The organism is Microbacterium sp. NPDC087592 (assembly GCF_044743585.1).
Lineage (GTDB): Bacteria > Actinomycetota > Actinomycetes > Actinomycetales > Microbacteriaceae > Microbacterium.
Genome location: NZ_JBIUWT010000001.1, coordinates 604,098 through 626,444, shown reverse-complemented (window position 1 = coordinate 626,444; position 22,347 = coordinate 604,098). Strand labels below are relative to the sequence as shown.

Genomic DNA, 22,347 nt, shown 5'->3' with positions numbered 1-22,347 from the left:
CGGGCGCTTTGTGTCTCTGCCCGCAGTTCCGTACCGCCGAGAGGATGTCATGAAGTCGATCACCGTCACCGAACTCGCCGAGCGGTCGGGTGTTCCGCTCATCGACGTGCGGGAGGTGGACGAGTTCGCTGCAGGCCATGTGCCCGGCGCCGTCAACATCCCCATGTCCGAGATCGGCAACCGGCTCGATGAGCTGCCGGCGGAGTCGTTCGACGTCATCTGCCAGGCCGGCGGTCGCTCCGCCCGCGTCGTCGAGGCGCTGGAGTCCCGCGGCTTCGATGCCACCAACGTCGAGGGCGGCACGGGGGAGTGGATCTCCCAGGGGCGCGCTGTCGAGGTGCCGTCGGCGTGACCACGCTGACCCTGATCCGCAAGCCCGACTGCCATCTGTGCGAGGTGGCCTCCGACGTGATCGACGCTGTCGTCGCCGAGCTGCCCGACGCCGCCGCGGAGCAGATCGAGATCGTCGAGGCGTCCATCCAGGACGACCCCGCACTGTATGAGCTGTGGTGGGAGAAGATCCCCGTCGTCCTGATCGACGGCGATCTGCACGCGCACTGGCGCGTATCGCCCGAACGACTGCGTGAGGCGCTGGAGACCGCGGTCCGCGGTGAGGCGCGAACCGAGACGAAGGAATCCCTGTGACCATCCGCCATGTCGTGATGTGGAAGCTCGCGGCCGAGGACGCCGCCGTGCGCGCAGAGCAGGCGGCCGAGGTCGCTCGTCGCCTCAACGCCCTGGAGGGTGTCGTGCCGCAGCTGCTCACGATCTCCGCCGGTGCCAACGCGGCCTACCCGGAGACCAACTGGGACGTGACGCTCGTGGCCGACTTCGACTCGGTCGCCGACATCGACGCGTACCAGGTGCATCCCGCGCACGAGGAGGTCGCCGGCTACATCCGCTCGGTGGTCTCTTCGCGCGCAGCGGTCGACTTCGAGGTCTGAGACCGCGTCGCACACGGTGCGGCACTTGATTTCACGTCGCCGCTGACGTGCACTTGCAACGCAAACGTGATACGTCGACCGACTGATGTCATTGGTCACGCGACGAGCCGCATGTTTAGATGTTCTCCTACCCGTCCGTGGGCACACCCCGCCCTCGTCTTACAGGAGCCGACATGACTCGTCGTAACCTCATCGCCGGTCTCGCCCTCATGGCGACCGCCACTCTCGCGCTCGCCGGCTGCGCGACCGGTTCGTCCGATGCGGGCAGCAGCGACGCTCCCGCCGCGGGCGAGGAGTACGGCCTGATCGAGGCCGGCACGCTCACGGTCTGCTCCGACGTGCCCTACCCGCCGTTCGAGGTCGAGGACCCGTCCAGCGACATCGAGTACTCCGGGTTCGACATCGACCTGCTCGCCGCGATCGCCGAGAAGCTCGACCTCAAGGTCTCCGTGCAGGACGTGGGCTTCGACCCGCTGCAGTCGGGTGCGATCCTCGTCTCGGGTCAGTGCGACATCGGCGCCTCGGCCATGACGATCACCGAGGAGCGCAAGGCCAACATCGACTTCTCCGACCCGTACGTCGACTCGCTGCAGTCGCTGCTGGTCCGCGCCGACTCGGACATCAAGTCCATCGACGACCTCGACGGCAAGAACGTCGGCGTGCAGCAGGGCACCACCGGCGAGTCCTACGCGACCGAGAACGCCAAGGGCGCACAGCTCGTCCAGTACCCGTCGGACGGTGAGCTGTGGCCGGCGATGCAGGCCGGGCAGATCGACGCGATCCTGCAGGACCAGCCCGTCAACTACGTGCACGAGCAGGACGACCCCGCGTACAAGATCGTCGAGACCTACCCGACCGACGAGTCGTACGGCTTCGCCTTCGCCAAGGGCGAGAAGGACGAGCTCCGTGAAGCCATCAACGAGGCGCTCAAGGAGCTCCAGGACGACGGCACGTACCAGGAGATCTACGACGAGTACCTCGCGGCCAAGTGACCGGCGGCGTCGGTAGAGCGGGAGGACCTCGACGATGGCGTTGAGGCGTACCACCAAGGGCAAGCTGTATCGGTATTCGGTCTATGCGGTGCTGATCGCGATCGCCGTCTGGGCGATCGTGACCACCGACTGGGCGAAGATCGGACCGCTGTTCTTCAACCCCGAGATCGCGGCGAAGATGTTCCCCGGGATCATCACGACCGCACTCGTGAACACCCTGTGGTTCACGGCCGTGGCATTCGTCGGCGGCCTGCTGCTCGGTGTGCTGCTGGCCCTGATGAAGCTGTCGGTCATCGCGCCGTTCCGCTGGATCGCGACGTGCTGGATCGAGCTGTTCCGGGGGCTCCCCGCGATCCTCACGATCTTCGCCATCGCCTTCATCCTGCCGATCGCCGTGGGCGTTCCCGGGACGAAGCTCGGCGGACCGGTCGTGCTCGGACTCATCGGTCTCATCCTCGTCGCCTCGGCGTACATGGCCGAGACGATCCGCGCCGGCATCCAGGCGGTCCCCAAGGGACAGACGGAGGCTGCGCGGTCGCTGGGTATGTCGCCCATGAAGACGACCTTCTGGATCGTCGTGCCGCAGGGGTTCCGGATCATCATCCCGCCGCTGACCAACGAGTTCGTGCTGCTGCTGAAGGACACCTCGCTGCTGTTCATCGCCGGGTCCTTCATCTGGTCGAAAGAGCTCACGAACTTCGCGCGTGACGCGAGCACCCAGAACGCGAACGGAACGCCGCTGATCATGGCGGCGATCCTGTACCTGATCGTGACGATCCCGCTCACGCGCTTCAGCGCGTGGCTGGAGCGTCGGATGGCGAGGCAGCGATGATCACCGAACTGATCGATGTGCATGCCCCCGCGATCGATGTGCAGGGGCTCGTGAAGTCGTTCGGCGACAACGAGGTGCTCAAGGGCATCGACCTCACCGTCACCCGAGGCGAGGTCGTCTGCGTGATCGGACCATCGGGCTCCGGCAAGTCGACGTTGCTGCGGTCGGTCAACCTGCTCGAGGAGCCGACCGCCGGCAAGGTGCTGATCGAGGGGATCGACATCACCGATCCCGACGTCGACATCGACGGTGTGCGCACGCGCATCGGCATGGTGTTCCAGAGCTTCAACCTCTTCCCACATCTGGATGTGCTCGGCAACCTGACGGTCGCCCAGCAGCGGGTGAAGAAGCGCTCGAAGAAGGAAGCCGAGCTGATCGCGCGCGCCATGCTGGAGCGCGTGGGACTGTCCGAGAAGTCGGATGCCTACCCCGGACACCTGTCCGGCGGGCAGCAGCAGCGCGTCGCGATCGCGCGTGCGCTGTGCATGAACCCGGACATGATGCTGTTCGACGAGCCGACCTCGGCACTGGACCCCGAGCTGGTCGGCGAGGTGCTGCAGGTCATGCGCTCACTGGCCGACGAGGGGATGACGATGCTCGTCGTCACGCACGAGATGGGCTTCGCGCGGGAGGTCGGCTCGCGCCTGATCTTCATGGACGGCGGACACATCGTCGAAGAAGGAGACCCGCGCGAAGTGCTGGCGAACCCGCAGCATCCGCGCACGAAGGACTTCCTGGCGCGCGTGCTCTGAGGTTGCGGCGGCAGGGTCCGCCGAGACCCCGCCTTCACGACGAGACCCCCTGTTGCAGACGTCTGCACCAGGGGGTCTCGTCGTGAAGTGGCGGTGTCGAGCTAGTCGACCTCGACGACCTCGGCGTCGGCGGCGTTGCGGCGGACGGCGTCGATGCCGTTCAGCGCGCCGGACTTCGACGAGTAGCCCTCGCTGATCGCGATGACCTCGCCGTTGCCGGCCTTCAGACGGAACCGGTACTCACCGGACTTGTCGGTGTACAGCTCGAACGTGCCTGCCATGAGGCGTCCTTTCTCTTTCGGATGGAGGGAACCCGCCCTCGCGGCTCACGCTAGCGGTCCCGGTATATCGGTGGGAAGGGCGGCTTCACCCGCGCGGGTGCACCGCGACCGGCTCCGGGGCGACGGCGATGCGCACCCGGTCGCCGAATGAGGGATGGATGCCGGGGGCATGCTGCACCCGGACGAGCTCGCCCGACTCCGTGCGGACGAGGGTGCGGCGCATGCTGCCGAGGAACGTGCTCTCCTCGACCAGGGCGTCGGTGGCGGCATCCGCCTCCGACGCGAAGTGGACGTTCTCCGGTCGTAGGTACACATCGACCGGGCCGTCTGCCGGCGACTGCAGCGGGAGGCGCTGCCCCCACACCAGCACGTGGTCGCCCTCGGCGACGCCGGAGACGACGCTGGAGAGCCCCACGAAGGCCGCGACCCCCGCCGTCGAAGGGGTCGTGTACAACTGCTCGGGAGAGCCGATCTGCTCGATCCGCCCCGCGTTCATCACAGCGATCCGGTCGGAGACGGCCAGCGCCTCCTCCTGGTCGTGCGTGACGAAGACCGTCGTGATGCCGAGGCGCAGCTGAATGCGGCGGATCTCATCGCGCAGCTGCACGCGCACCTTGGCGTCCAGTGCCGACAGCGGCTCGTCGAGCAGAAGCACCTTGGGCTCGGTGACGAGAGCCCGCGCGAGCGCGACCCGCTGCTGCTGCCCGCCGGAGAGCTGGTGCGGGAAGCGGTCGGCGAAGTCCGCCAGGCCGACCAGCGCGAGGGCATCGAGCGCGCGCTTCTGCGCCTCCTGCCTGCCGACGCCGCGCCGCCGCAGACCGAATGCCGTGTTGTCGACCACCCGCAGATGCGGGAACAGCGAGTACGACTGGAAGACCATGCCGATGTCGCGTCTGTTCGTCGGCACACGCGACACGTCACCGCCCCCGAGCAGCACCGCACCCTCGTCGGCGTCCTCGAGTCCGGCGAGCACCCGGAGCAGCGTCGTCTTGCCGCATCCCGAGGGGCCGAGCAGCGAGACGAACTCGCCGGGCGCGATGTCGAGGTCCACCCCGTGCAGCACGCGCGTGCCGGCGTAGCTCTTCACGATGCCCTGCAGTTCGACGCGGGTCCCCTCACCGGCTCGTGCCAGGAGCAGGTTGTCCTTGGTGCGCGGCAGCGCCTGATCGAGGGTCATGAGCGGGCCTTTCCGGTGCCGCGGGCGACGCGGCCGATGAGGAGGAGCAGAAGGAAGACGAACGCCAGCGCCAGCAGGGTGAAGATCGCCGGCGCGTAGGGATCCTGCTTCTGCACGACGACCATGGCGGTCTGGAACACCGGGCGGTTCAGGAGCGAGGCGATCGTGAACTCGCCCAGCACGACGGCGATCGAGATCAGCGATGCCGCGAGGAGCCCTTGCCGGAGATTCGGGGCGAGCACCTTCAGGACCACGGTCGGCCAGCTCGCGCCGAGTGAGCGTGCGGCTTCGGAGAGGGTGCGCAGGTCGGCGGCATCGATCGAGGCCTGGATCGATCGGGAGGCGTAGGGGAGAACCGTGATGCCGTAGGCGAACGCGAGGGTCCAGGTGCCCGTGCCCAGCGTCCGCCCGATCTGCAGATAGAGGGGCGCGAGCCCGACGACGAGTACGATCGCGGGGATCGAGATCGGCAGCAGCGCCGCGAACTCGAATGCGGGCTTGAGCTTCGGGAAGCGCAGGTTGACCAGGATCATGGTCGGCGCCAACAGGAGCAGCACGATCACGACCGTGACGACCGCGAGGATGAGCGAGTTGCCCAGGCCCGTCCAGATCGGCTTGATGGCGGCGGAGGCGGCCGGATCGAAGAGGGCGGCCCAGTGTTCGAGAGTCGGTCCCTCCTTCCCGCGGAGCGTGAACAGGAAGGTCGAGGCGAGGGGGATGGCGAAGAACGCGCCGACGATGATGCCGATGACCCAGCGGGTCGTGCGAGAGGGACCGAGGCGACTCATGACTGCCACCGGGCGGCGCGGCGCTGGATGAGCGAGTACAGGGACATCACGACCGCCACCACGACGATCATGCCGAGTGCGAGGGCTCCGGCGAGGTTCTCCCGCCCGAGCAGCGTCTCGCTCGTGAGGGCGGTGCGGATCTGCAGCGGCACGATCTGCGAACCCTGGCTCGCGAGAGCGGCGGCCGTCGCATAAGAGGAGAACGCGTTGGCGAACAGCAGCAACAGGCTGGCGAGGAACGAGGGGGCGAGCACGGGGAAGCCGATGCGCAGCCAGAAGCTGGAGCGGCTACCGCCGAGCGTGAGGTTGGCCTCGGTCCACTGCGGCTTGAGCGCGGCGAGAGCGGGCATGAACGTGATGACCATGAGCGGGATCTGGAAGTAGATGTACGGGAGGATCAGCCCGGGCAGCTCGTACAACCAGGCGCCGTTCGCGAAGATGTCGATCCCGAACGTGTCCTGGAGGAACAGGGTGACGACACCCTGGATGCCGATCGTGGCGATGAAGGCGAACGCCAGCATGACCCCGCCGAACTGGGCGAGCACTCCGGCCGCGGCATCCACCGACTGCCGCATCACCCCGTCGGGATTCATGCCGAGGAGGGCGTAGCAGACGAGGGCGCCGACGACCGCACCGACGACGGCCGTGAGCAGGGAGAGCCAGGCGGAGTTCGCGAAGGTGTTCAGCACGACCGGGTCGCCGAGTGCCGCGACATTCGTCCAGGTGAAGGCGCCGTCGCCGTCGAAGAAGCCGGAGCCGATCGCGAGGATGGTCGGCACGGCGAGGAACAGCAGGACGTAGGCCGCGAACGGGACGAGCCCGAGCCACGCGGGGGACGGGCCGGACCGCCGGGCCCTCGCATGCTGCGAAGGCCCGGCGGCCGTGGCGGGGGCGGATGCCGCAGCATCCACCCCCGGTGCGGAGATGGTCGTCACTGGACGGCCGCGGCCCACTTCTCACCGAGCAGCGTGCCGGCGTTCGTCGACTGCTCCTCGGTCGGCACCACGGTCTCCTCGGGAGCCTCGGGGAGCGCGGCCGCGAGGTCGGCGTCGATCGTGCCCGCCTCGGTCATGGCCTCCATGCGCACCGGACGCGCGCCACCCTTCAGCCAGAGGTTCTGCACCTCGTCGCTGTAGAGGAACTCCTGCCACAGGCGGGCCGCCGCCGGGTTCGGGGCGTCGACGTTGATGGCCTGGTTGTAGTAGCCGGCGTATCCGGTGCCGTCGAGCACGACGACCTTCCAGTCCTCGTTGTCGGCCGTGTGCGAGGCGTTCAGGTAGTCCCAGTCGAAGACGACCGGGGTCTCGCCGCTCGCGATGGTCGCCGTGGTGACATCCACCTTGAGCAGGTTTCCGGCCGTCTGCATGTCCGAGAAGAAGTCGATGCCGGGCTGGAAGTCGTCGAGCGTGCCGTCGGACTGCACGGTCGCGAGGCCCACGGCGGCGAACGCGGCGCCGGCTTGGGTCGGGTCGCCGTTGATCGCGACGGCGCCCTTGTAGTCGGCCGACAGCAGGTCGGCGAGCTCGGACGGCGCGTCGAACTTCGACGAGTCGTACCCGATCGACATGTATCCGCCGTAGTCGCCGACGAAGAGTCCGGTCGGCTCCTTGAGCTCGTCGGGGATCTCGTCCCACGTCTGCACTTTGTAGGGAGCGAACGCGTCGGTGTTCTGCAGTGCGACGGTCAGTCCGAGGTCGAACACGTCGGGCGCGGTGTCGAGGCCCTTGTTGGTCTCGGCGGCCTGGATCTCCTCGGCGCTGGAGACGTCGGGCGAGGCCTCGTTGATCGTGATCTCGGGGTACTTCTCGGTGAACAGGTCGAGGATCTCGCCGTAGTTCGCCCAGTCGCGGGGAAGGGCGATGACGTTGAGCGACCCCTCCTCCTTGGCAGCGGCCTCGAGATCGGCGAACGTGCCGAAGTCCTCCACGGACGTGGCCGCGGCGGCATCGACCGTCTCGCTGCTCGACGCCGGCGCGTCGGTGGCGGACGCGCAGGAGGTCAGCGCGAGTGCGGCCGTGGTGGCCAGGGCGATGCCGGCGCCGATGCGCGCGCGGCGGGTGAAGCGAGCCATGAGTGTCCTCTCGGTGTCCGGCGGGGTGCGCCGGTTTCGGGTTGCGAGAGGACACTATGAGGCGCAGGTTGCCGACCGTCCCGGGTCGGGTGAACAGCGAGTGTCGTTGCGGTGGCGGGACGGATGCGGGGTGCGGTTCGCTCGGCCTTCCGCGCTTCGCTCGGCCTGAATCCGAGAATCAGGCCGAGGACGCTGCGATCGGCCGCGCGAACGGGACGGTCAGACCTGCGGGACGTTGTACTTGAAGCCGCGGTGTGAGCCCACGTAGCCGAGGCGCTCGTAGAAGCGGTGTGCGTCGGTGCGGGCGGCATCCGAGGTGAGCTGCACCATCGACGCGCCGACCGCGGGGGCGGCCGCTTCTCCCACCCAGCGCATCACCGCGGAACCGATGCCCGACGACCGCAGCCCGCTGTGCACCCGTACCGCCTCGACCAGCAGCCGCCGTGCACCACGGCGGGACATCCCGGGGATCGAGGTGAGCTGCAGCGTGCCGACGACCGCACCGTCGAGCTCGACGACGAGCAGATCGTTCGAGGGCTCGGCCAGGATCTCGGTGAGTGCCTGAGCGTAGACAGGGCGATCCTCGTCGGATGCCACATCGCCCCGCGCCGCGCTGATCGGGTCGTCCGCGAGCAACGCGATCACGGCATCCGCATCGTCGACCACCGCACGGCGGAGCACGGCCGTCCCGATGCGCGATTCGAAGGAGTGGGGCAGTGGGAGGGCGTCGAGCATGCGACCAGTCTGCCAGCGGGCGGAGCGGATGCCTGCGCGCGGCCGACTCTCTGGAATCATGGCCGAGTGGATATCGGCGCCGTGCTCGGACTGGAGCAGCTCACCTGGGGGATGCTCCTCCTCGTCGTCATCGCCGCGTTCTGCGCCGGCTGGATCGATGCGGTCGTCGGCGGGGGCGGTCTGCTGCAGCTGCCGGCGCTGCTGCTGATCCCCGGCATCTCGCCCGTGCAGGCACTCGCGACGAACAAGCTCGCCTCCGTCTTCGGCACCGCGACCAGCAGCGTCACCTATTACCGCCGCGCCAAACCCGACATCCGCACGGCGTTGCCGATGGCGGCGATCGCGTTCATCGGATCGTTCGGGGGCGCGGCCGTCGCGACGGTACTGCCGCCCGCCGCATTCAAGCCGATCATCGTCATCGCTCTGCTGGTCGTCGCCCTGTTCACCGCGTTCCGGCCGCAGATGGGCGCGGCGACGAAGCTGCGGTTCCACGGGCACAAGCACCACATCATGGCGGGCGCCGCCGGGCTCGGCATCGGGTTCTACGACGGGATGATCGGCCCGGGCACGGGAACTTTCCTCGTCATCACCCTCGTCGCGCTGCTCGGCTACGACTTCCTGCAGGCGAGCGCCAAGGCCAAGATCGTGAACCTCGCGACGAACGCCGGCGCGCTGATGCTGTTCATCCCGCACGGCGCGGTGCTGTGGCTGCTGGGCGGCATCCTCGCGGTGGCGAACGTCGCGGGCAGCTACCTGGGATCGCGGATGGCGATCTCGCGGGGGACGACCTTCATCCGCGTCGTGTTCCTCGTGGTCGTGGTCGGCCTGATCGCGAAGCTCGGCGTCGACGTGTGGAACGAGAACATCGTCCCCGCGTTCGCGCTCCTCGGTTGAACGTCGCAGAAAAGCGCCCGGGTCGCACGAATCCGAAGAGTGCGTGCGACCCGGGTGCGAGTCTGCGTCGGGCTCAGGCCTCGTCGTCTTCGGGCTCGAAGTCGACGCCGGCCTCGGCGCGCTGCGCGTCGGTGATGGGCGCGGGCGCTGCGGTCAGCGGGTCAAAGCCGTTGCCGGACTTCGGGAACGCGATGACCTCACGGATCGACTCGGTCTTGGACAGGTGCTGCAGCACGCGGTCCATGCCGAGCGCGATCCCGCCGTGCGGCGGGGCCCCGAACTTGAACGCGTCGAGCAGGAAGCCGAACTGCTCGTCGGCCTGCTCGTCGCTGATGCCCATGACCTCGAACACGCGCTTCTGCACGTCTTCGCGGTGGATGCGGATCGAACCGCCGCCGAGCTCGGAGCCGTTGCACACGATGTCGTACGCGTAGGCGAGGGCCGAGCCGGGGTCGGTGTCGAACGTGTCCTGGAACTCGGGCTTCGGACCGGTGAACGCGTGGTGCACGGCGGTCCAGGCGCCCGCGCCCACGGCCACGTCGCCCGAGGCGACGGCGTCGGCGGCCGGCTCGAACATCGGAGCGTCGACGACCCAGGTGAACGCGAACTCGTCCGGGTTCAGGTAGCCGAGGCGGCGACCGATCTCGACGCGGGCGGCGCCGAGCAGCGCGCGGCTCTCCTTGGTGGAACCGGCGGCGAAGAACACGCAGTCGCCCGGCTCAGCGCCCACGAAGGCGGCGAGTCCGGCCTGCTCCGCCTCGGACAGGTTCTTCGCGGCCGGGCCGCCGAGCGAACCGTCCTCGTTGAACAGGACGTACGCGAGACCACGCGCACCGCGCTGCTTCGCCCAGTCCTGCCAGGCGTCGAGCTGCTTGCGCGGCTGGCTCGCACCACCGGGCATGCGGACCGCACCGACGTACTCCGCCTGGAACACGCGGAACGGGGTGTCCTGGAAGTACTCGGTCGCCTCGACGAGCTCGAGGCCGAAGCGCAGGTCGGGCTTGTCGGAGCCGTACTTGGCCATGGCGTCGGCGTACGTGATGCGCGGGAGCGGGGTCGCGACCTCGACGCCGATCGTCTTCCACATCGCGACGATGAGCGACTCCATCAGCGTGATGACGTCTTCCTGGTCGACGAAGCTCATCTCGATGTCGAGCTGCGTGAACTCGGGCTGGCGGTCGGCGCGGAAGTCCTCGTCGCGGTAGCAGCGCGCGATCTGGAAGTACTTCTCCACGCCGCCGACCATCAGCAGCTGCTTGAAAAGCTGCGGCGACTGCGGCAGGGCGTACCAGCTTCCCGGGCTCAGACGTGCCGGTACCAGGAAGTCGCGGGCGCCCTCCGGGGTCGAGCGCGTGAGAGTCGGCGTCTCGACCTCGGTGAAGTCCTCGGCGTGCAGCACGTCGCGGATCGCCTTGTAGACGTTCGAGCGCAGGCGCAGGTTCGCTGCCTGGGCAGGACGACGCAGGTCGAGGTAGCGGTACTTGAGGCGTGCCTCCTCGCCGACGGTCTCGGTGTCGGCGACAGCCGTGGAGACCTGGAAGGGGAGTGGCGCGGACTCGTTGAGCACCTCGACGTCGGTCGCGATGAGCTCGATCTCGCCGGTCGGCAGATTCGGGTTCGCGTTGCCCTCGGGGCGCCGCGACACTTCGCCGGTCACCTTCAGGACGAACTCGTTGCGCAGCGGGTGGGCGATCTCCTCGTCGCGGATGACGACCTGGGCGATGCCCGAGGCATCCCGCAGATCGATGAAAGCGACTCCTCCGTGGTCACGACGGCGGTCGACCCAACCCGAGAGGGTGACGGTCTGACCGATGTGCTCGGCTCGCAGAGAGCCTGCCGAGTGGGTGCGAAGCACGGAGTATTCCTTCTGATCTGGGAAATGGGGAACCCGGCCATTCTACGGGGGTGCGCGGCTCCTCCCGGCGGGGTGGGCCGTCGATCAGTAGGGTGGCTGTGAACGGAAGGTGCCCCATGAATCTCACCCTCGTCCCCGCGGCCGACGTCCCGGTCGTCCCCGACTTCGTCAGCCAGATCTTCTCCGGAACCTCCGGCGTGGTGGCGCTGATCTTCTACATCCTCCTCGCCGTCGCGTGGTGGAAGGTGTTCACCAAGGCCGGATACCCCGGCATCCTCGCCCTCATCCCGATCGTCAACGCGATCTTCCTGCTGCGCATCGCCGGCATGTCGGGCTGGTGGGTGCTGCTCTACCTGGTGCCGATCGCGAACGTGGTGCTCGCGATCGTCGTCGCCGTCAAGGTCGGCGCGCGCTTCGGCAAGGGCGGGGTCTTCTCGTTCTTCCTGCTCTTCGTGTTCTCGTTCATCGGATACTTCATCCTCGGCTTCGGCGACTCCCGCTACCGCAAGGCGTGAAATGACGGCGTCTCGTCTGCACCTCGTCCGACACGGTGAGGTGCACAACCCTGCGCGCGTGCTCTACGGCCGTCTCCCCGACTACCACCTGAGCAAGGCGGGCCGGGGGATGGCGGCGGCAGCGGCCGATCACGTGGCGTCACTCGATCGTCCCGTCGTCGCGCTGTACGCCTCGCCTCTCGAGCGGGCGCAGGAGTCGGCGGAGCCCTTCGCCGAGCGGTTCGACCTCGTGCCCGAGACGGACGTCCGCCTGATCGAGCCGGCCAACGTGTTCGAGGGCACGCAGATGCGTCGCTCCCTGATGAACCCGATGAACTGGTGGCATCTGCGCCAGCCTGCGCTGCCGAGCTGGGGCGAGCCGTACACCTCGATCGCGGAGCGGATGCTCAGCGTGATGGACGAGGCCTGGGATGCCGCGCCGGAGGGGGACCTCGTGATGGTCTCGCACCAGGCGCCGATCTGGATCACGCACCTCCGGGTCGCGGGTCTGCCGTTGCGGCACGACCCGCGCACCCGTCGCTGCGCGCTGTCGAGCGTCACCTCGTTCGAGCGGGTCGGTGATGTGTGGCGCGAGGTCGCTTACGCGGAGCCCGCCGCGACGGGCTCCGCTGTCGACGTCGGCGCGGTCTGACCGCTCAGGCGAGCGACTGGATGGTGCCGACTGCGGCGAGCTGACCGGCGGCGGCCGCGAGCAGCACCGAGGCCATCGGGCCGGGGAGGCTGGCGCGGTGGGCGAGGTCACCGGCGGCGAAGATGCCCGGGAAAGAGGTGCGGCCGAACTCGTCGATCTCGATCGAGCCGGACTCGAGCATCGCCAGCCCGAGGTCCGCGGCGAACGGTGCCCGCTGGCGCATCGCTCCCGCGGCCACGAAGATGCCGGCCGCCACGCGCTCGCCGTCGTCCGTGCGGATCCGCACGCCCTCGGTGTCCTCCTCTACCGAGACGACCGGGGTGCTGCTCACCCGCACACCCTTCGCCTCCAGCGTCCGCACGTCTTCGTCGGAGAACGCCTCGCCGACGGGGAAGACGGTGATGTCGCCGACGAAGCGACCGAGAAGCCCGATGAGGTGCTCGGCGCGAGGGGCAGCACCGAGGATGCCGATGGCGCTGCCCGCGTGCTCGTGTCCGTCGCAGAACGGGCAGCTGAACGCGAGCGTGCCCCACAGCGCCTGCAATCCGGGGACGTCGGGCAGATCGTCCGCGACTCCCGTGGCCAGGATCACGCGACGTCCGTCGACCGTCGAGCCGTCGGCCAGGGCGACCTGGAAGCCCCCCTCGCTTCCGGAGATGCCGGTCGCACCGGTGTCGCGGACCTCCACGTCGGCGTAGGCGGCGAGCTCGGCGCGGGCGGTGGCGCGGAGCTCCGCCGGGGGTGCGCCGTCTTCACCGATCATGTTGTGCATGTGCAGGACGGTGCCGTTGCGGTACTCGCCCGAATCGAGGAGCAGCGTCGAGCGGTGCATGCGTCCGAGGGTCAGAGCGGCCTGCAGTCCTGCCGGTCCTGCGCCGATCACGATGGCGTCGTACATGGTGGTCCTTCCGGTGGATGTTGCGTTCTCCGCCAGTCTGTGACTTCATGTCAACATGAAGTCAAGCGCTAAGCATCCGTGGTCCGTCGGCGATGTCGCCGCCCGTTTCGAGCTGCCCACGAACGTGCTGCGGCACTGGGAGTCGGTGGGTCTGCTGCGGCCGCCGCGTGACTCTGCCGGTCGCCGCCGCTACGGCGAGGACGAGGTCGTCCGCATCGCCGTGATCCAGCGCAGCAAGGCCGCCGGGATGACGCTCGACCAGATCGCCGTGCTGCTCGACGACGGAAGTGCGGGGCGGCATCAGGTGCTGCAGCAGCATCTGGACGACCTCGATCGGCGCATGGAGGAGATGCGCCGGTCGCGTGAGATGACCGAACATGCCATGGGCTGCCGGGCTCATGACATCGCGACCTGTCCGCGGTTCCGGGCCGGCGTCGACGACGTCCTGGCGCGGTTCTGACCGGGGTCTCAGGCCCTTCCGCATCCACCTCGTGCATAGGATCCTCTGCGTAAACTCGGAGTCGTGCCACGCGATTCGACGGTCCGTCAGATCCGCAGCGGCCGCTCCTCCCGCACCCGGCGTTCACGCCGTGCGGTCGGTGCCGCGCTCGCTGCGGTGCTCGCCATCGGTCTGAGCGCCTGCGCTCCCGATCCGGTCAGCCAATCCTTCCTGAGCGGCGAGAACACCGGCTACGTCGCGGCCGACGGCGCGATCGTCGAGATCCCCGTCGCCGAGCGCGACGAACCCGTGGAGTTCGGTGGCGTCACCGAGACCGGCGAGAAGTTCGACAGTGCGGACATCGCCGGCAACGTCACGGTCGTCAACTTCTGGTACGCCGGGTGCGCGCCGTGTCGCCTCGAAGCCGCCGACCTGGAAGCCGTGTGGCAGGACTTCTCCGACGAAGACGTCTCGTTCGTCGGTATCAACACCCGCGACCAGGCCGACACCGCCGTCGCGTTCGCCGACGAGTACGACATCACGTACCCCAGTCTGATCGACGTCGACACCGCCGAGGCCAAGCTCGCGTTCGCGAAGGTCACGCCGATCGCCGCCACCCCGACCACGCTCGTACTCGACAAGCAGGGGCGTGTCGCCGCGCGCATCATCGGCCCGATCGACGGCCCCTCGATCCTCTCGACGCTCGTCAAGGACGCGCTCACGGAGGACCCGTGAGCACCTCGGTAGCGCTGTGAACCCCGATGCGATCATCGGCTCCGGGGCCCTGTGGATCGCGATCCCGGTCGCGATGCTGGCGGGACTCGTCTCTTTCCTGTCTCCGTGCGTGCTGCCGCTCGTGCCCGGCTACCTCGGCTTCCTCGGCGGGGCCGTGGCCCCCCGTCCGGCCGTCGCCGCCGACGGCGAAGGGCGCGCCACGACGCAGACGGCTGAGACCGCGACACGCGGCCGGCTCGTCCTCGGCGTGCTGCTGTTCATCTTCGGCTTCAGTCTGGTCTTCGTCTCCATCACCGCCCTCGGGGGCGTGGCGAGCGTCTTCCTGCTGCAGTGGGGCGAGATCATCACGCGCATCCTCGGTGTCGTGATCATCGCCATGGGCCTGGTCTTCCTCGGCCTGTTCGGCTTCGCGCAGCGCGAGCTGCGCTTCCACGTGGACTCGAAGGCCGGCATCATCGGCGCTCCGCTGCTCGGCATCGCGCTCGGCATCGGCTGGGCGCCCTGCCTGGGCCCGACGCTCACGGCGATCTTCGCCCTGTCGTTCAACGCCGGCGATCCGGTGCGCGCGGGCTTCCTCGGCCTCGCCTACTCGCTCGGGCTCGGCATCCCGTTCCTGCTCGTCGCACTCGGTTTCGGCTGGGCGACGAAGGCGATCGGCTTCCTCCGCCGCCACATCCGCGTGGTCAACGTCATCGGAGGGGTGCTGCTGATCCTGCTCGGCATCCTGATGGTCACCGGCCTGTGGACCGACATCATGTCTCGACTGACGGCGGTGATGGGCAGTGTCATCCTCCCGCTCTGACCACTCCGAGAAGACCCGCCCCGAGAAGACCACCACGAAGAACAAGGGTGCCGTGAACAGCGACTCCAGCGATCCGCTCCGCCCGTCCGACCACGTCGACGGCGACGACTCGATCACCCAGCCGCGTCTCGGCTTCGTCGGCTGGCTGCGCTGGGGCTGGCGGCAGCTGACGTCGATGCGCACGGCGCTGGTGCTGCTGCTCGTGCTCGCGATCGCGGCGATCCCCGGCTCGATCTTCCCGCAGCGCATGGCCGACCCGAACGGCGTCACGCAGTGGGAACGCGACAACCCGGATCTCTTCCCGGTGCTCGACGGACTCAAGATGTTCGACGTGTACCTGTCGCCGTGGTTCTCGGCGATCTACCTGCTGCTGTTCGCCTCGCTCGTCGGCTGCGTGATCCCGCGCATCAAGCACCACGCCAAGGCGCTGCGCGCCCGTCCCCCGCGCACTCCCGCGCGATTGCAGCGGCTCGAGGACTACCGTGCCGTCACGCGCGATCCCGCTGCCGACTCGGGAACGAAGACGGGCGACGCCGAGGCAGAAGCCGCCGCGTCGATCGACGTCGCCACCCAGCAGCTCAAGGCTCTCGGCTACCGCGTGGAGCGCTACGACCGCGGCCGCACGTTCTCGGTCTCCGCCGAGCGCGGATACTGGCGCGAGACCGGCAACCTGCTCTTCCACCTCGCGCTCGTCGGGGTGCTGGTCACTGTCGGTGTCGGCGGCGGCTTCTCCTACACGGGCCAGCGCGTGCTGGTCGAAGGCGAGACCTTCGCGAACACCCTGCTCGACTACGACTCGATGAACCGCGGCCGCTTCGTCGCCGACGACGCCTTCTCGCCCTACTCCATGCGCCTCGACTCGTTCGACGTGACCTATCAGCCCTTCGGCGAGCCGGGCTCGGGACAGGCGGGCGACTTCTCGGCCAACGTCACGGTGCAGGAGAACGGCGAGGAGCGTACGGGGGCCGTCAAGGTCAACGAGCCGCTCGGGGTGGCCGACGACGACGTGTTCCTGCTGGGCAACGGCTACGCGCCGACCGTGACCGTGCGCGACCCGGACGGCAACGTGGTCTTCACCAACAGCACGCCGTTCCTCCCGCAGGACACGAACATGACCTCTCTCGGTGTGCTGAAGATTCCGGACGGCCTCGCCGAACAGGTCGGCCTGGTCGGTTTCTTCTACCCGACGACCGGTGTGCTCGAGAGCGGGGCCTTCTTCTCCGCCTACGGCGACCTCACCAACCCGACTCTCACGCTCGATGTTTACACCGGCGACCTCGGCATCAACGAGGGCGTGCCGCGCTCTGTGTACGTGCTCGACACCACCGGCATGACCAAGCTCACCGGTCGCAGCACCGACGTCGAATCGATCGAGCTCGTCCCCGGCCAGACCGCGCAGCTGCCGAACGGCCTCGGCTCGGTCACCTTCGAGGACGAGTCTCCGGCCGGGGCGACGGATTCCTCCGAATCGGTGAAGAGATTCGCGTCGCTGCAGATCCACCGTGACGAGTCGGGTGTGTGGGTGCTCGGCTTCGCGCTGCTGGCGCTCGGCGGGCTCATGATCGCCCTGTTCGTGCCGCGTCGGCGCGTGTGGGTCAAGGCCACCGCGCACGACGGGGAGATCGCGCTGGAATACGCCGCGCTCGCTCGCGGTGAGGACCCGACCCTCGCGGCCGCCGTGGACGATCTCGTCGCCGGTCACGCCCGACTCCTCGACGCGGCGGGCGGCACCGTCGTGCGCGCCGAGACGGATGCCGCCGCCGACGACATCGCCGAGGATCCCGCAGCGCCGGACGCCCCGGCTCCCGACACCCGGAAAGTAGACTGACACCATGCTCGAGCTCAACGTGATCTCGCCGGTCCTGCTGTGGACGGCGATCGCGATCTACGCGGCGGCCTTCGTGGCCTACGCCTTCGATCTCGCACGGCGCTCGCAGGCGACGGCCGACGCACAGACCGTCCGCGAGTCGGTGCTCGTCGGCGCCGGCGGGGGAGCCACCGTCGCGGCTTCGGGCGCTGCCGGCGCGGAGGCACCGCCGCAGCGCTTCGTGATGGCGCGGATCGGCACCTCGCTGACGGTGCTCGGCTTCGTCTTCCACCTCGCGGCGGCGGTCACCCGTGGCATCGCCGCCGGTCGCGTGCCCTGGGCGAACCTCTACGAGTTCGCGATGATGGGCACGCTGCTCATCGTGGCCGTCTTCCTCGTCGTCCTCACGCGCCTCGACCTGCGCTTCCTCGGCACTTTCATCACCGGGCTCGTCGTGGTGCTGCTCGGCCTCGGAGCGACGAACTTCTACGTCGACGTCTCGCCGCTCATGGACCCGCTCAAGAGCGTGTGGCTCGTCATCCACGTGTTCGTCGCCTCGCTCGCCACGGCGTTCTTCGCCCTCGCTTTCGCGCTCTCGGTGATCCAGCTCATGCAGTCGCGTCGGGAGCGTCTCGTCGCAGGAGGAGCGGCGAAGACCGGCCCGGGCTTCCTCCGCACCTTCCCGAATGCGGTGCGCCTGGAGAGCCTGGCGTACATGTTCACGATCATCGGGTTCATACTCTGGACGTTCACGCTGATCGCCGGCTCCATCTGGGCCTACTACGCCTGGAGCCGCTTCTGGGGCTTCGACGTCAAGGAGACCTGGACGTTCGTGATCTGGGTCATCTACGCGGGGTACATCCACGCACGTGCGACGCGCGGCTGGCGCGGCAACCCCTCGGCGTGGCTCGCTATCGTCGGCTTCTCGGCCGTGATCTTCAACTTCACGGTCGTGAACGTGTTCTTCAAGGGCCTGCACGCCTACTCCGGCCTGAGCTGAGTCTCGACCACTCGTACACCCGAGACCCGTCCGCGGCACCATCCGCGCGGACGGGTCTCGTGCGTCCGACGCGTGCGGAAACATGCCGCCGAAACCGCGGATACGCGGTTGTATGCTCATCGCAGGGGAGCGCGCCGGAGGCAGGAGTCCACATGCCCGTACTCGTCGGAATCGTCGAAGATCACCCTGCGATGCTGTTCGGCATCGCCACCATCCTCAATCGCAGCGGGGGCATCCGGGTCGCGGCCAGCGGTGCGACGGCTGCCGAGGTCGCGAGCCGCGCTCGGCGGCTCGACGTGATCCTGCTCGATCTCTCGCTGTCCGACGGTTCCGCTCCGGCTGAGAATCTGCGCACCCTCGAACCCCTCGGCGCGAGCGTCGTCGCCTACACCGCAGGCGATCAGCCGCATCATCTCCGTGAAGCGGCGCGAGCGGGTGCCGTGGGCATGATCAACAAGTCCGACTCCCTCGAGGTGATCACCTCCTCGGTGCGACGGGCGGCGCAGGGCCACATCCTCGCCACGACCGAGTGGGCGGCCGCCCTCGACGCGGATCACCAGTTCGTCGCTGCGCATCTCAGCCGCCGGGAATCCGAGGTGCTGTCGCTCTACGCTTCGGGAGAGACGGCCGAGAGGGTGGCGCAGGCACTGTTCCTGTCCCGTGAGACCGTGCTCGATCACATCCGTCGCATCCGGGCGAAGTACGCGGCGGTCGATCGCGCCGCACCGACCAAGGTCGACCTGTTCCGGCGGGCCGTGGAAGACGGGCTGGTCCTGCAGAACCGGTGAGGGAGGCCGGACTCGCTCAGCCCGTGAACGGCCAGATCAGCGGTACGTAGAACACCGCGACGACGAAGAACAAGACCGTCAGTGGCCAGCCGAAGCGCGCATAGTCGCCGAAGCGGTAGCCGCCGGGCTCCATCACCATGAGGTTCGCCGGCGTCGCGACGGGGGTGAGGAACGCGGCCGCCCCGGCGATCGTGAGAGCCATCAGGAACGGCAGCACCGACGCATCCATCGCGGCCGCCAGAGCGACGGCCACCGGAGCCACGATGAGCACGGTCGCGGTGTTGCTGATGAGCTGCCCGAGCACCAGCGTGATCAGCACGATCACCGCCACGGCCGCGTGCGGACCCGCGTCACCGAGGAACGAGCGCAGCCCGTCGGCGATGAGCTGCGCGGCACCGGTCTCCTGGAATGCCGTGGAGAGCGGGATCATTCCCGCCACGAGGATGACCGTCGTCCAGGAGATCGCGCGGTAGGCCTGGGTGATCGAGACGACACGGGTGAGGATCAGCGCCCCCGCGGCGAGCAGCCCCGCGATCGCGGCCGGCACGATCCCCGTCGCGAGCAGCACGATCATCGCGAGCAGGATCACCGCCGTCCGCTTCGCGCCCGCACCGAGCGGCACGGAGCGGCGGAGGGTGAGTGGCGCGTCGACCACCAGGACCTCGTCGCGCTGGGACGTGTGCCGCTGGAGGTCGTCCCAGGAGCCGTCGAGGAGCAGGGCATCGCCGGCCTGCAGGTCGGTGCCGGACTCGTCCAGCGCCTCCTGCCCGCGCCGCACGCCGAGCACGACGAGGTCGCCCGACGGTGTGCACATCCCGGGGAACACGTGCAGGCCGATCAGGCTGGAGCGCGGCGGCACGACGACCTCGGCGACTCCACGCGACGCAGACACCAGTGCCCGGTCGGGGGAGAGCGCATAGTCGGCGCGCAGCAGGGACGCGAGGCGTTCGAGGTCGATCGGTGCGGAGGCCGGAGTGCGCTCCGGCAGCAGCCGGTTACCCAGGAGCAGGATGATCGCGAGCGTGCCGACGAGCAGCGGGAGCCCCGCCAGCGCGAACTCGAAGAAGCCGAACGGTCGGGCGCCGTTGTCGGTGGCGACCTCGGACACGATGATGTTCACCGGCGTGCCGGTGAGGGTGAGCATCGACCCCGCGTGGGCCGAGAAGGCGAGCGGCATCAGCACCTGCGAGGGGCGGATCCCCGCGCGGGCGGCGACCACGACGACGAGCGGCAGGAGCGATGCGACCGAGCCGTTCACGCTGATCACCGCCGTCATCGCGGCGGTCAGCAGCCCGATCGTGAGCAGCAGCCGCCGACGGCCGGTGCCGGAGTGGGCGACCACCTCCTGCCCGGCCCACGCGATGATGCCGGTCGATTCCAGCGCCTCGCTGACGACGAACAGGGAGGCGATGAAGAGCACCGTCGGGTCGCCGAATCCGGCGAGAGCCGAACCCAGGTCGAGCACGCCGGTCAGATAGAGAGCGACCGAGACACCGACGGCCACGACACCGAGGGGGATGCGGTTGGAGACGAAGGCGAGCACCGCGCACAGCAGGATGACGAGGGTCGCGACGATCGGGTCCACGGCCCCACGATAGGGCGCACCCCGGATCACGGCGACCCCCCTAGTTCTAGGGGGTGTGCTTGCAGGAGCTTCTCGCTCGACACGATCATGGGGGCTATGGCTGCGGAGAAGTCGGTGAGTGCCTCGGATGCCGAGAGCAAGGGGTTCCTGAACTGGATCGAGAAGGTCGGCAACAAGGTGCCGGATCCGACGATCATGTTCGTCTACCTGATCGGTCTGATCGCGGTGCTCTCCGCCATCCTGTCCTGGGTGGGGGTGTCGGTCACGGACGACGTCGTGATCCCGGTCCCGAAGGACGAGTTCTCCCAGGTCAACGAGCAGTTCGGTGGCAACTGGGAGATCTACGACACCACGACCGGCATGCCCGCGGAAGTTCCCGACTACACGATCGAGGAGCAGACCTTCGAGGTGCGCAACCTGCTGTCCATCGACGGCATCCGCTTCTTCTTCTCGTCTTTCGTCGACAACTTCGCCGGCTTCGGCGTCGTCGCGGTGGTGCTCATCGCGATGGCCGGTGTCGGCGTGGCCGAGCATGCCGGACTCATGGGGGCGATGATCCGCCGCGTGGTCAAGGTCGCACCGCGTCGCTGGCTCGCGTTCATCCTGATCTTCGTCGGCGTGCTCTCCTCGGTGGCCACGGATGCCGGCTACCTGATCCTCGTTCCCTTGGCTGCCGCCGCGTTCTTCACCGTGGGGCGGCATCCGCTCGCAGGTCTCGCCGGTGCGTTCGCCGGCGTCGGGGCGGCGTTCGGCGCGAACCTCCTCATCACACCGAGCGACAGCATGCTCACCGAGATCACGAACGAAGTGCTCACGAGCGCCGGGATGCAGCCGATCGAGGTGACGCAGAACTTCTACTTCGGGATCGTGTCGACGTTCCTGCTCACGACGGTGGCGCTGCTCGTGACCGTCCTCATCACCGAGAAAAGGCTCGGAAAGTACGACCGCAAAGAGATGACGATCGCGGACGAGGCCGAGAACGTCGACCACGACGCCGAGGCCCGTGGGCTGAAGTTCTCGTTCTGGGCGCTGCTGGGCTTCGTCGCCGTGATCCTCGCGCTCACCCTGCCGCCCGGCGCGCCGCTGCGCGACCCGGAGACGGGCGACATCATCGGCACCACGCCGTTCATGGCTAGCCTGGTCTTCATCATCTCGCTCGCGTTCCTCGTGTGCGGCCTCGCGTACGGGGCGGGGGCGAAGACACTGCGCGGTGGCTCGGCGGCGGTCGGTGCGATCGCGAAGACGTTCGGGAGCCTGGGCGGCCTGCTCGTGATGTTCCTGATGATCGCCCAGTTCATCGCCCTGTTCAACTGGAGCAATCTCCCCACCGTCGCCGCCATCTCGGCCGCCGAACTGCTGGAGCAGGCGAACGTGCCTGCGATCGTGCTGCTGCTCGCGTTCATCGTCGTGATCGTGATCCTCGACTTCATCCTTCCCGGCCTGGTTCCGAAGTGGGTGATCTTCGCCCCGGTCTTCATCCCGATCTTCGCGTCGCTCGATGTGGCGCCGCAGACGCTGCTCGCCGCCTACCGCGTCGGTGACTCGCCGGTGAACGTGCTGACCCCGCTCATGGTCTACCTGCCGTTCATGGTCACGGTCGCACAGCGCTACAAGAAGGAGGCCGGCATCGGCACGATCATCGCGCTGATGATCCCGTACGCGGTGTGGATGCTGCTGTCGTGGACCGCCCTGTACGTGGTCTGGTTCCTCCTCGGCATCCCCTGGGGCCCGGGCTCACCGGTCGACATGGTCGGCTGACCCGTCTCCCGTCCCGCAGGGTGCAGGGACGGATCTCGACGCCGCATCGCTGAACAAGGAGCAGACTC

At 68.5% G+C, this 22,347-nt stretch carries 25 protein-coding genes; 16 read left to right on the top strand and 9 right to left on the bottom strand.

The features are described 5' to 3' along the window. Positions 1 to 49: 49 nt before the first annotated feature. From ACIOTO_RS03030 to ACIOTO_RS03005, 6 genes are all read left to right on the top strand, one after another. Complete coding sequence (locus ACIOTO_RS03030; RefSeq protein ID WP_136042966.1) at positions 50 to 352, top strand: rhodanese-like domain-containing protein; 303 nt, start codon at positions 50 to 52, stop codon at positions 350 to 352. Continuing rightward, positions 349 to 645: a glutaredoxin family protein gene (locus tag ACIOTO_RS03025; RefSeq protein ID WP_372468483.1), complete on the top strand. Its 297-nt coding sequence runs from the start codon at positions 349 to 351 to the stop codon at positions 643 to 645. The genes ACIOTO_RS03030 and ACIOTO_RS03025 overlap by 4 nt, the downstream gene beginning before the upstream one ends. Next, positions 642 to 944: a Dabb family protein gene (locus ACIOTO_RS03020; RefSeq protein ID WP_400856406.1), complete on the top strand. Its 303-nt coding sequence runs from the start codon at positions 642 to 644 to the stop codon at positions 942 to 944. The genes ACIOTO_RS03025 and ACIOTO_RS03020 overlap by 4 nt, the downstream gene beginning before the upstream one ends. A 338-nt stretch (positions 945 to 1,282) precedes the next feature. Continuing rightward, positions 1,283 to 1,936 (top strand): basic amino acid ABC transporter substrate-binding protein, encoded by a 654-nt coding sequence (locus ACIOTO_RS03015; protein WP_400858069.1) that lies wholly within the window; start codon positions 1,283 to 1,285, stop codon positions 1,934 to 1,936. 34 nt (positions 1,937 to 1,970) lie between these two features. Further along, on the top strand, positions 1,971 to 2,768 hold the full coding sequence (locus ACIOTO_RS03010) for an amino acid ABC transporter permease (protein ID WP_029263860.1): 798 nt from the start codon (positions 1,971 to 1,973) through the stop codon (positions 2,766 to 2,768). Continuing rightward, positions 2,765 to 3,520, top strand: a complete 756-nt coding sequence (locus tag ACIOTO_RS03005) for an amino acid ABC transporter ATP-binding protein (protein ID WP_029263861.1) — start codon at positions 2,765 to 2,767, stop codon at positions 3,518 to 3,520. Before ACIOTO_RS03010 ends, ACIOTO_RS03005 begins: the two co-directional genes overlap by 4 nt. Before the next feature lie 101 nt (positions 3,521 to 3,621). Here ACIOTO_RS03005 and ACIOTO_RS03000 read toward each other — a convergent pair whose 3' ends face one another. The 6 genes from ACIOTO_RS03000 to ACIOTO_RS02975 form a co-directional block, all read right to left on the bottom strand. After that, positions 3,622 to 3,801, bottom strand: coding sequence for a YegP family protein (locus ACIOTO_RS03000; RefSeq protein WP_372468491.1), 180 nt, complete (start codon positions 3,799 to 3,801; stop codon positions 3,622 to 3,624). Between the two features lie 85 nt (positions 3,802 to 3,886). Continuing rightward, positions 3,887 to 4,978, bottom strand: a complete 1,092-nt coding sequence (locus ACIOTO_RS02995) for an ABC transporter ATP-binding protein (RefSeq protein WP_400856404.1) — start codon at positions 4,976 to 4,978, stop codon at positions 3,887 to 3,889. Next, a complete protein-coding gene (locus tag ACIOTO_RS02990; protein WP_400856403.1) occupies positions 4,975 to 5,766 on the bottom strand; it encodes an ABC transporter permease in 792 nt (263 codons plus the stop codon). Before ACIOTO_RS02990 ends, ACIOTO_RS02995 begins: the two co-directional genes overlap by 4 nt. Next, positions 5,763 to 6,701 (bottom strand): ABC transporter permease, encoded by a 939-nt coding sequence (locus tag ACIOTO_RS02985; RefSeq protein ID WP_400856402.1) that lies wholly within the window; start codon positions 6,699 to 6,701, stop codon positions 5,763 to 5,765. Before ACIOTO_RS02985 ends, ACIOTO_RS02990 begins: the two co-directional genes overlap by 4 nt. Continuing rightward, entirely contained in the window at positions 6,698 to 7,837 is a 1,140-nt protein-coding gene (locus ACIOTO_RS02980) for an ABC transporter substrate-binding protein (RefSeq protein ID WP_400856401.1), read from the bottom strand. The genes ACIOTO_RS02985 and ACIOTO_RS02980 overlap by 4 nt, the downstream gene beginning before the upstream one ends. A 219-nt stretch (positions 7,838 to 8,056) precedes the next feature. Further along, positions 8,057 to 8,572, bottom strand: coding sequence for a GNAT family N-acetyltransferase (locus ACIOTO_RS02975; RefSeq protein ID WP_400856400.1), 516 nt, complete (start codon positions 8,570 to 8,572; stop codon positions 8,057 to 8,059). 66 nt (positions 8,573 to 8,638) lie between these two features. Here ACIOTO_RS02975 and ACIOTO_RS02970 point away from each other — a divergent pair, with 66 nt between their 5' ends. Beyond that, a complete protein-coding gene (locus ACIOTO_RS02970; protein WP_400856398.1) occupies positions 8,639 to 9,466 on the top strand; it encodes a sulfite exporter TauE/SafE family protein in 828 nt (275 codons plus the stop codon). Between the two features lie 73 nt (positions 9,467 to 9,539). Here the strand turns inward: ACIOTO_RS02970 and aspS are convergent, their stop codons facing one another. Next, positions 9,540 to 11,321: an aspartate--tRNA ligase gene (gene aspS, locus ACIOTO_RS02965; protein ID WP_400856397.1), complete on the bottom strand. Its 1,782-nt coding sequence runs from the start codon at positions 11,319 to 11,321 to the stop codon at positions 9,540 to 9,542. Positions 11,322 to 11,437: 116 nt separating this feature from the next. On the opposite strand from aspS, the gene ACIOTO_RS02960 reads away from it, so the two are divergent. Together ACIOTO_RS02960 and ACIOTO_RS02955 are read left to right on the top strand one after the other, a co-directional pair. Next, positions 11,438 to 11,836 (top strand): DUF5684 domain-containing protein, encoded by a 399-nt coding sequence (locus ACIOTO_RS02960; protein ID WP_029263870.1) that lies wholly within the window; start codon positions 11,438 to 11,440, stop codon positions 11,834 to 11,836. 1 nt (position 11,837) lies between these two features. Beyond that, positions 11,838 to 12,467, top strand: coding sequence for a histidine phosphatase family protein (locus ACIOTO_RS02955; RefSeq protein WP_400856396.1), 630 nt, complete (start codon positions 11,838 to 11,840; stop codon positions 12,465 to 12,467). A 4-nt stretch (positions 12,468 to 12,471) separates the two neighbouring features. Here ACIOTO_RS02955 and ACIOTO_RS02950 read toward each other — a convergent pair whose 3' ends face one another. Continuing rightward, positions 12,472 to 13,365 (bottom strand): NAD(P)/FAD-dependent oxidoreductase, encoded by an 894-nt coding sequence (locus tag ACIOTO_RS02950; RefSeq protein WP_400856395.1) that lies wholly within the window; start codon positions 13,363 to 13,365, stop codon positions 12,472 to 12,474. Between the two features lie 55 nt (positions 13,366 to 13,420). Between ACIOTO_RS02950 and ACIOTO_RS02945 the strand changes: the two genes are divergently transcribed. The 6 genes from ACIOTO_RS02945 to ACIOTO_RS02920 all read left to right on the top strand — a co-directional run bounded on the left by ACIOTO_RS02945 (position 13,421) and on the right by ACIOTO_RS02920 (position 18,936). Beyond that, positions 13,421 to 13,825 carry a MerR family transcriptional regulator gene (locus ACIOTO_RS02945; protein WP_400856394.1) on the top strand — a complete coding sequence of 135 codons (405 nt, stop codon included), beginning with the start codon at positions 13,421 to 13,423 and terminating at the stop codon, positions 13,823 to 13,825. A 63-nt stretch (positions 13,826 to 13,888) separates the two neighbouring features. Beyond that, positions 13,889 to 14,539, top strand: a complete 651-nt coding sequence (locus ACIOTO_RS02940; protein ID WP_400856393.1) for a TlpA family protein disulfide reductase — start codon at positions 13,889 to 13,891, stop codon at positions 14,537 to 14,539. A 16-nt stretch (positions 14,540 to 14,555) separates the two neighbouring features. Beyond that, complete coding sequence (locus tag ACIOTO_RS02935; protein ID WP_400856391.1) at positions 14,556 to 15,341, top strand: cytochrome c biogenesis CcdA family protein; 786 nt, start codon at positions 14,556 to 14,558, stop codon at positions 15,339 to 15,341. Further along, positions 15,322 to 17,169 carry a cytochrome c biogenesis protein ResB gene (locus tag ACIOTO_RS02930; protein WP_400856389.1) on the top strand — a complete coding sequence of 616 codons (1,848 nt, stop codon included), beginning with the start codon at positions 15,322 to 15,324 and terminating at the stop codon, positions 17,167 to 17,169. Before ACIOTO_RS02935 ends, ACIOTO_RS02930 begins: the two co-directional genes overlap by 20 nt. A gap of 4 nt (positions 17,170 to 17,173) precedes the next feature. Continuing rightward, on the top strand, positions 17,174 to 18,148 hold the full coding sequence (gene ccsB, locus ACIOTO_RS02925; protein WP_400856388.1) for a c-type cytochrome biogenesis protein CcsB: 975 nt from the start codon (positions 17,174 to 17,176) through the stop codon (positions 18,146 to 18,148). Between the two features lie 152 nt (positions 18,149 to 18,300). Further along, positions 18,301 to 18,936: a response regulator gene (locus tag ACIOTO_RS02920; RefSeq protein WP_400856387.1), complete on the top strand. Its 636-nt coding sequence runs from the start codon at positions 18,301 to 18,303 to the stop codon at positions 18,934 to 18,936. A 16-nt stretch (positions 18,937 to 18,952) separates the two neighbouring features. On the opposite strand, the gene ACIOTO_RS02915 is transcribed toward ACIOTO_RS02920, so the two are convergent. Then, entirely contained in the window at positions 18,953 to 20,521 is a 1,569-nt protein-coding gene (locus ACIOTO_RS02915; RefSeq protein WP_400856384.1) for an SLC13 family permease, read from the bottom strand. A 96-nt stretch (positions 20,522 to 20,617) separates the two neighbouring features. Here ACIOTO_RS02915 and ACIOTO_RS02910 point away from each other — a divergent pair, with 96 nt between their 5' ends. Next, positions 20,618 to 22,279 carry an AbgT family transporter gene (locus ACIOTO_RS02910; RefSeq protein ID WP_400856383.1) on the top strand — a complete coding sequence of 554 codons (1,662 nt, stop codon included), beginning with the start codon at positions 20,618 to 20,620 and terminating at the stop codon, positions 22,277 to 22,279. Positions 22,280 to 22,347 lie beyond the last annotated feature (68 nt).

Excerpts from the sequence above, each read along its gene's own strand:
- ACIOTO_RS02995 (WP_400856404.1), bottom strand. The coding sequence starts at position 4,978 with ATGACCCTCGATCAGGCGCTGCCGCGCACCAAGGACAACCTGCTCCTG.
- ACIOTO_RS02975 (WP_400856400.1), bottom strand. The coding sequence starts at position 8,572 with ATGCTCGACGCCCTCCCACTGCCCCACTCCTTCGAATCGCGCATCGGG.
- ACIOTO_RS03010 (WP_029263860.1), top strand. The coding sequence starts at position 1,971 with ATGGCGTTGAGGCGTACCACCAAGGGCAAGCTGTATCGGTATTCGGTC.
- ACIOTO_RS02960 (WP_029263870.1), top strand. The coding sequence starts at position 11,438 with ATGAATCTCACCCTCGTCCCCGCGGCCGACGTCCCGGTCGTCCCCGAC.
- ACIOTO_RS02920 (WP_400856387.1), top strand. The coding sequence starts at position 18,301 with ATGCCCGTACTCGTCGGAATCGTCGAAGATCACCCTGCGATGCTGTTC.
- ACIOTO_RS02955 (WP_400856396.1), top strand. The coding sequence starts at position 11,838 with ATGACGGCGTCTCGTCTGCACCTCGTCCGACACGGTGAGGTGCACAAC.
- ACIOTO_RS02910 (WP_400856383.1), top strand. The coding sequence starts at position 20,618 with ATGGCTGCGGAGAAGTCGGTGAGTGCCTCGGATGCCGAGAGCAAGGGG.
- ACIOTO_RS02990 (WP_400856403.1), bottom strand. The coding sequence starts at position 5,766 with ATGAGTCGCCTCGGTCCCTCTCGCACGACCCGCTGGGTCATCGGCATC.
- ACIOTO_RS02980 (WP_400856401.1), bottom strand. The coding sequence starts at position 7,837 with ATGGCTCGCTTCACCCGCCGCGCGCGCATCGGCGCCGGCATCGCCCTG.
- ACIOTO_RS03000 (WP_372468491.1), bottom strand. The coding sequence starts at position 3,801 with ATGGCAGGCACGTTCGAGCTGTACACCGACAAGTCCGGTGAGTACCGG.
- ACIOTO_RS02945 (WP_400856394.1), top strand. The coding sequence starts at position 13,421 with ATGAAGTCAAGCGCTAAGCATCCGTGGTCCGTCGGCGATGTCGCCGCC.
- ACIOTO_RS03005 (WP_029263861.1), top strand. The coding sequence starts at position 2,765 with ATGATCACCGAACTGATCGATGTGCATGCCCCCGCGATCGATGTGCAG.
- ACIOTO_RS02950 (WP_400856395.1), bottom strand. The coding sequence starts at position 13,365 with ATGTACGACGCCATCGTGATCGGCGCAGGACCGGCAGGACTGCAGGCC.
- ACIOTO_RS03030 (WP_136042966.1), top strand. The coding sequence starts at position 50 with ATGAAGTCGATCACCGTCACCGAACTCGCCGAGCGGTCGGGTGTTCCG.
- ccsB (WP_400856388.1), top strand. The coding sequence starts at position 17,174 with ATGCTCGAGCTCAACGTGATCTCGCCGGTCCTGCTGTGGACGGCGATC.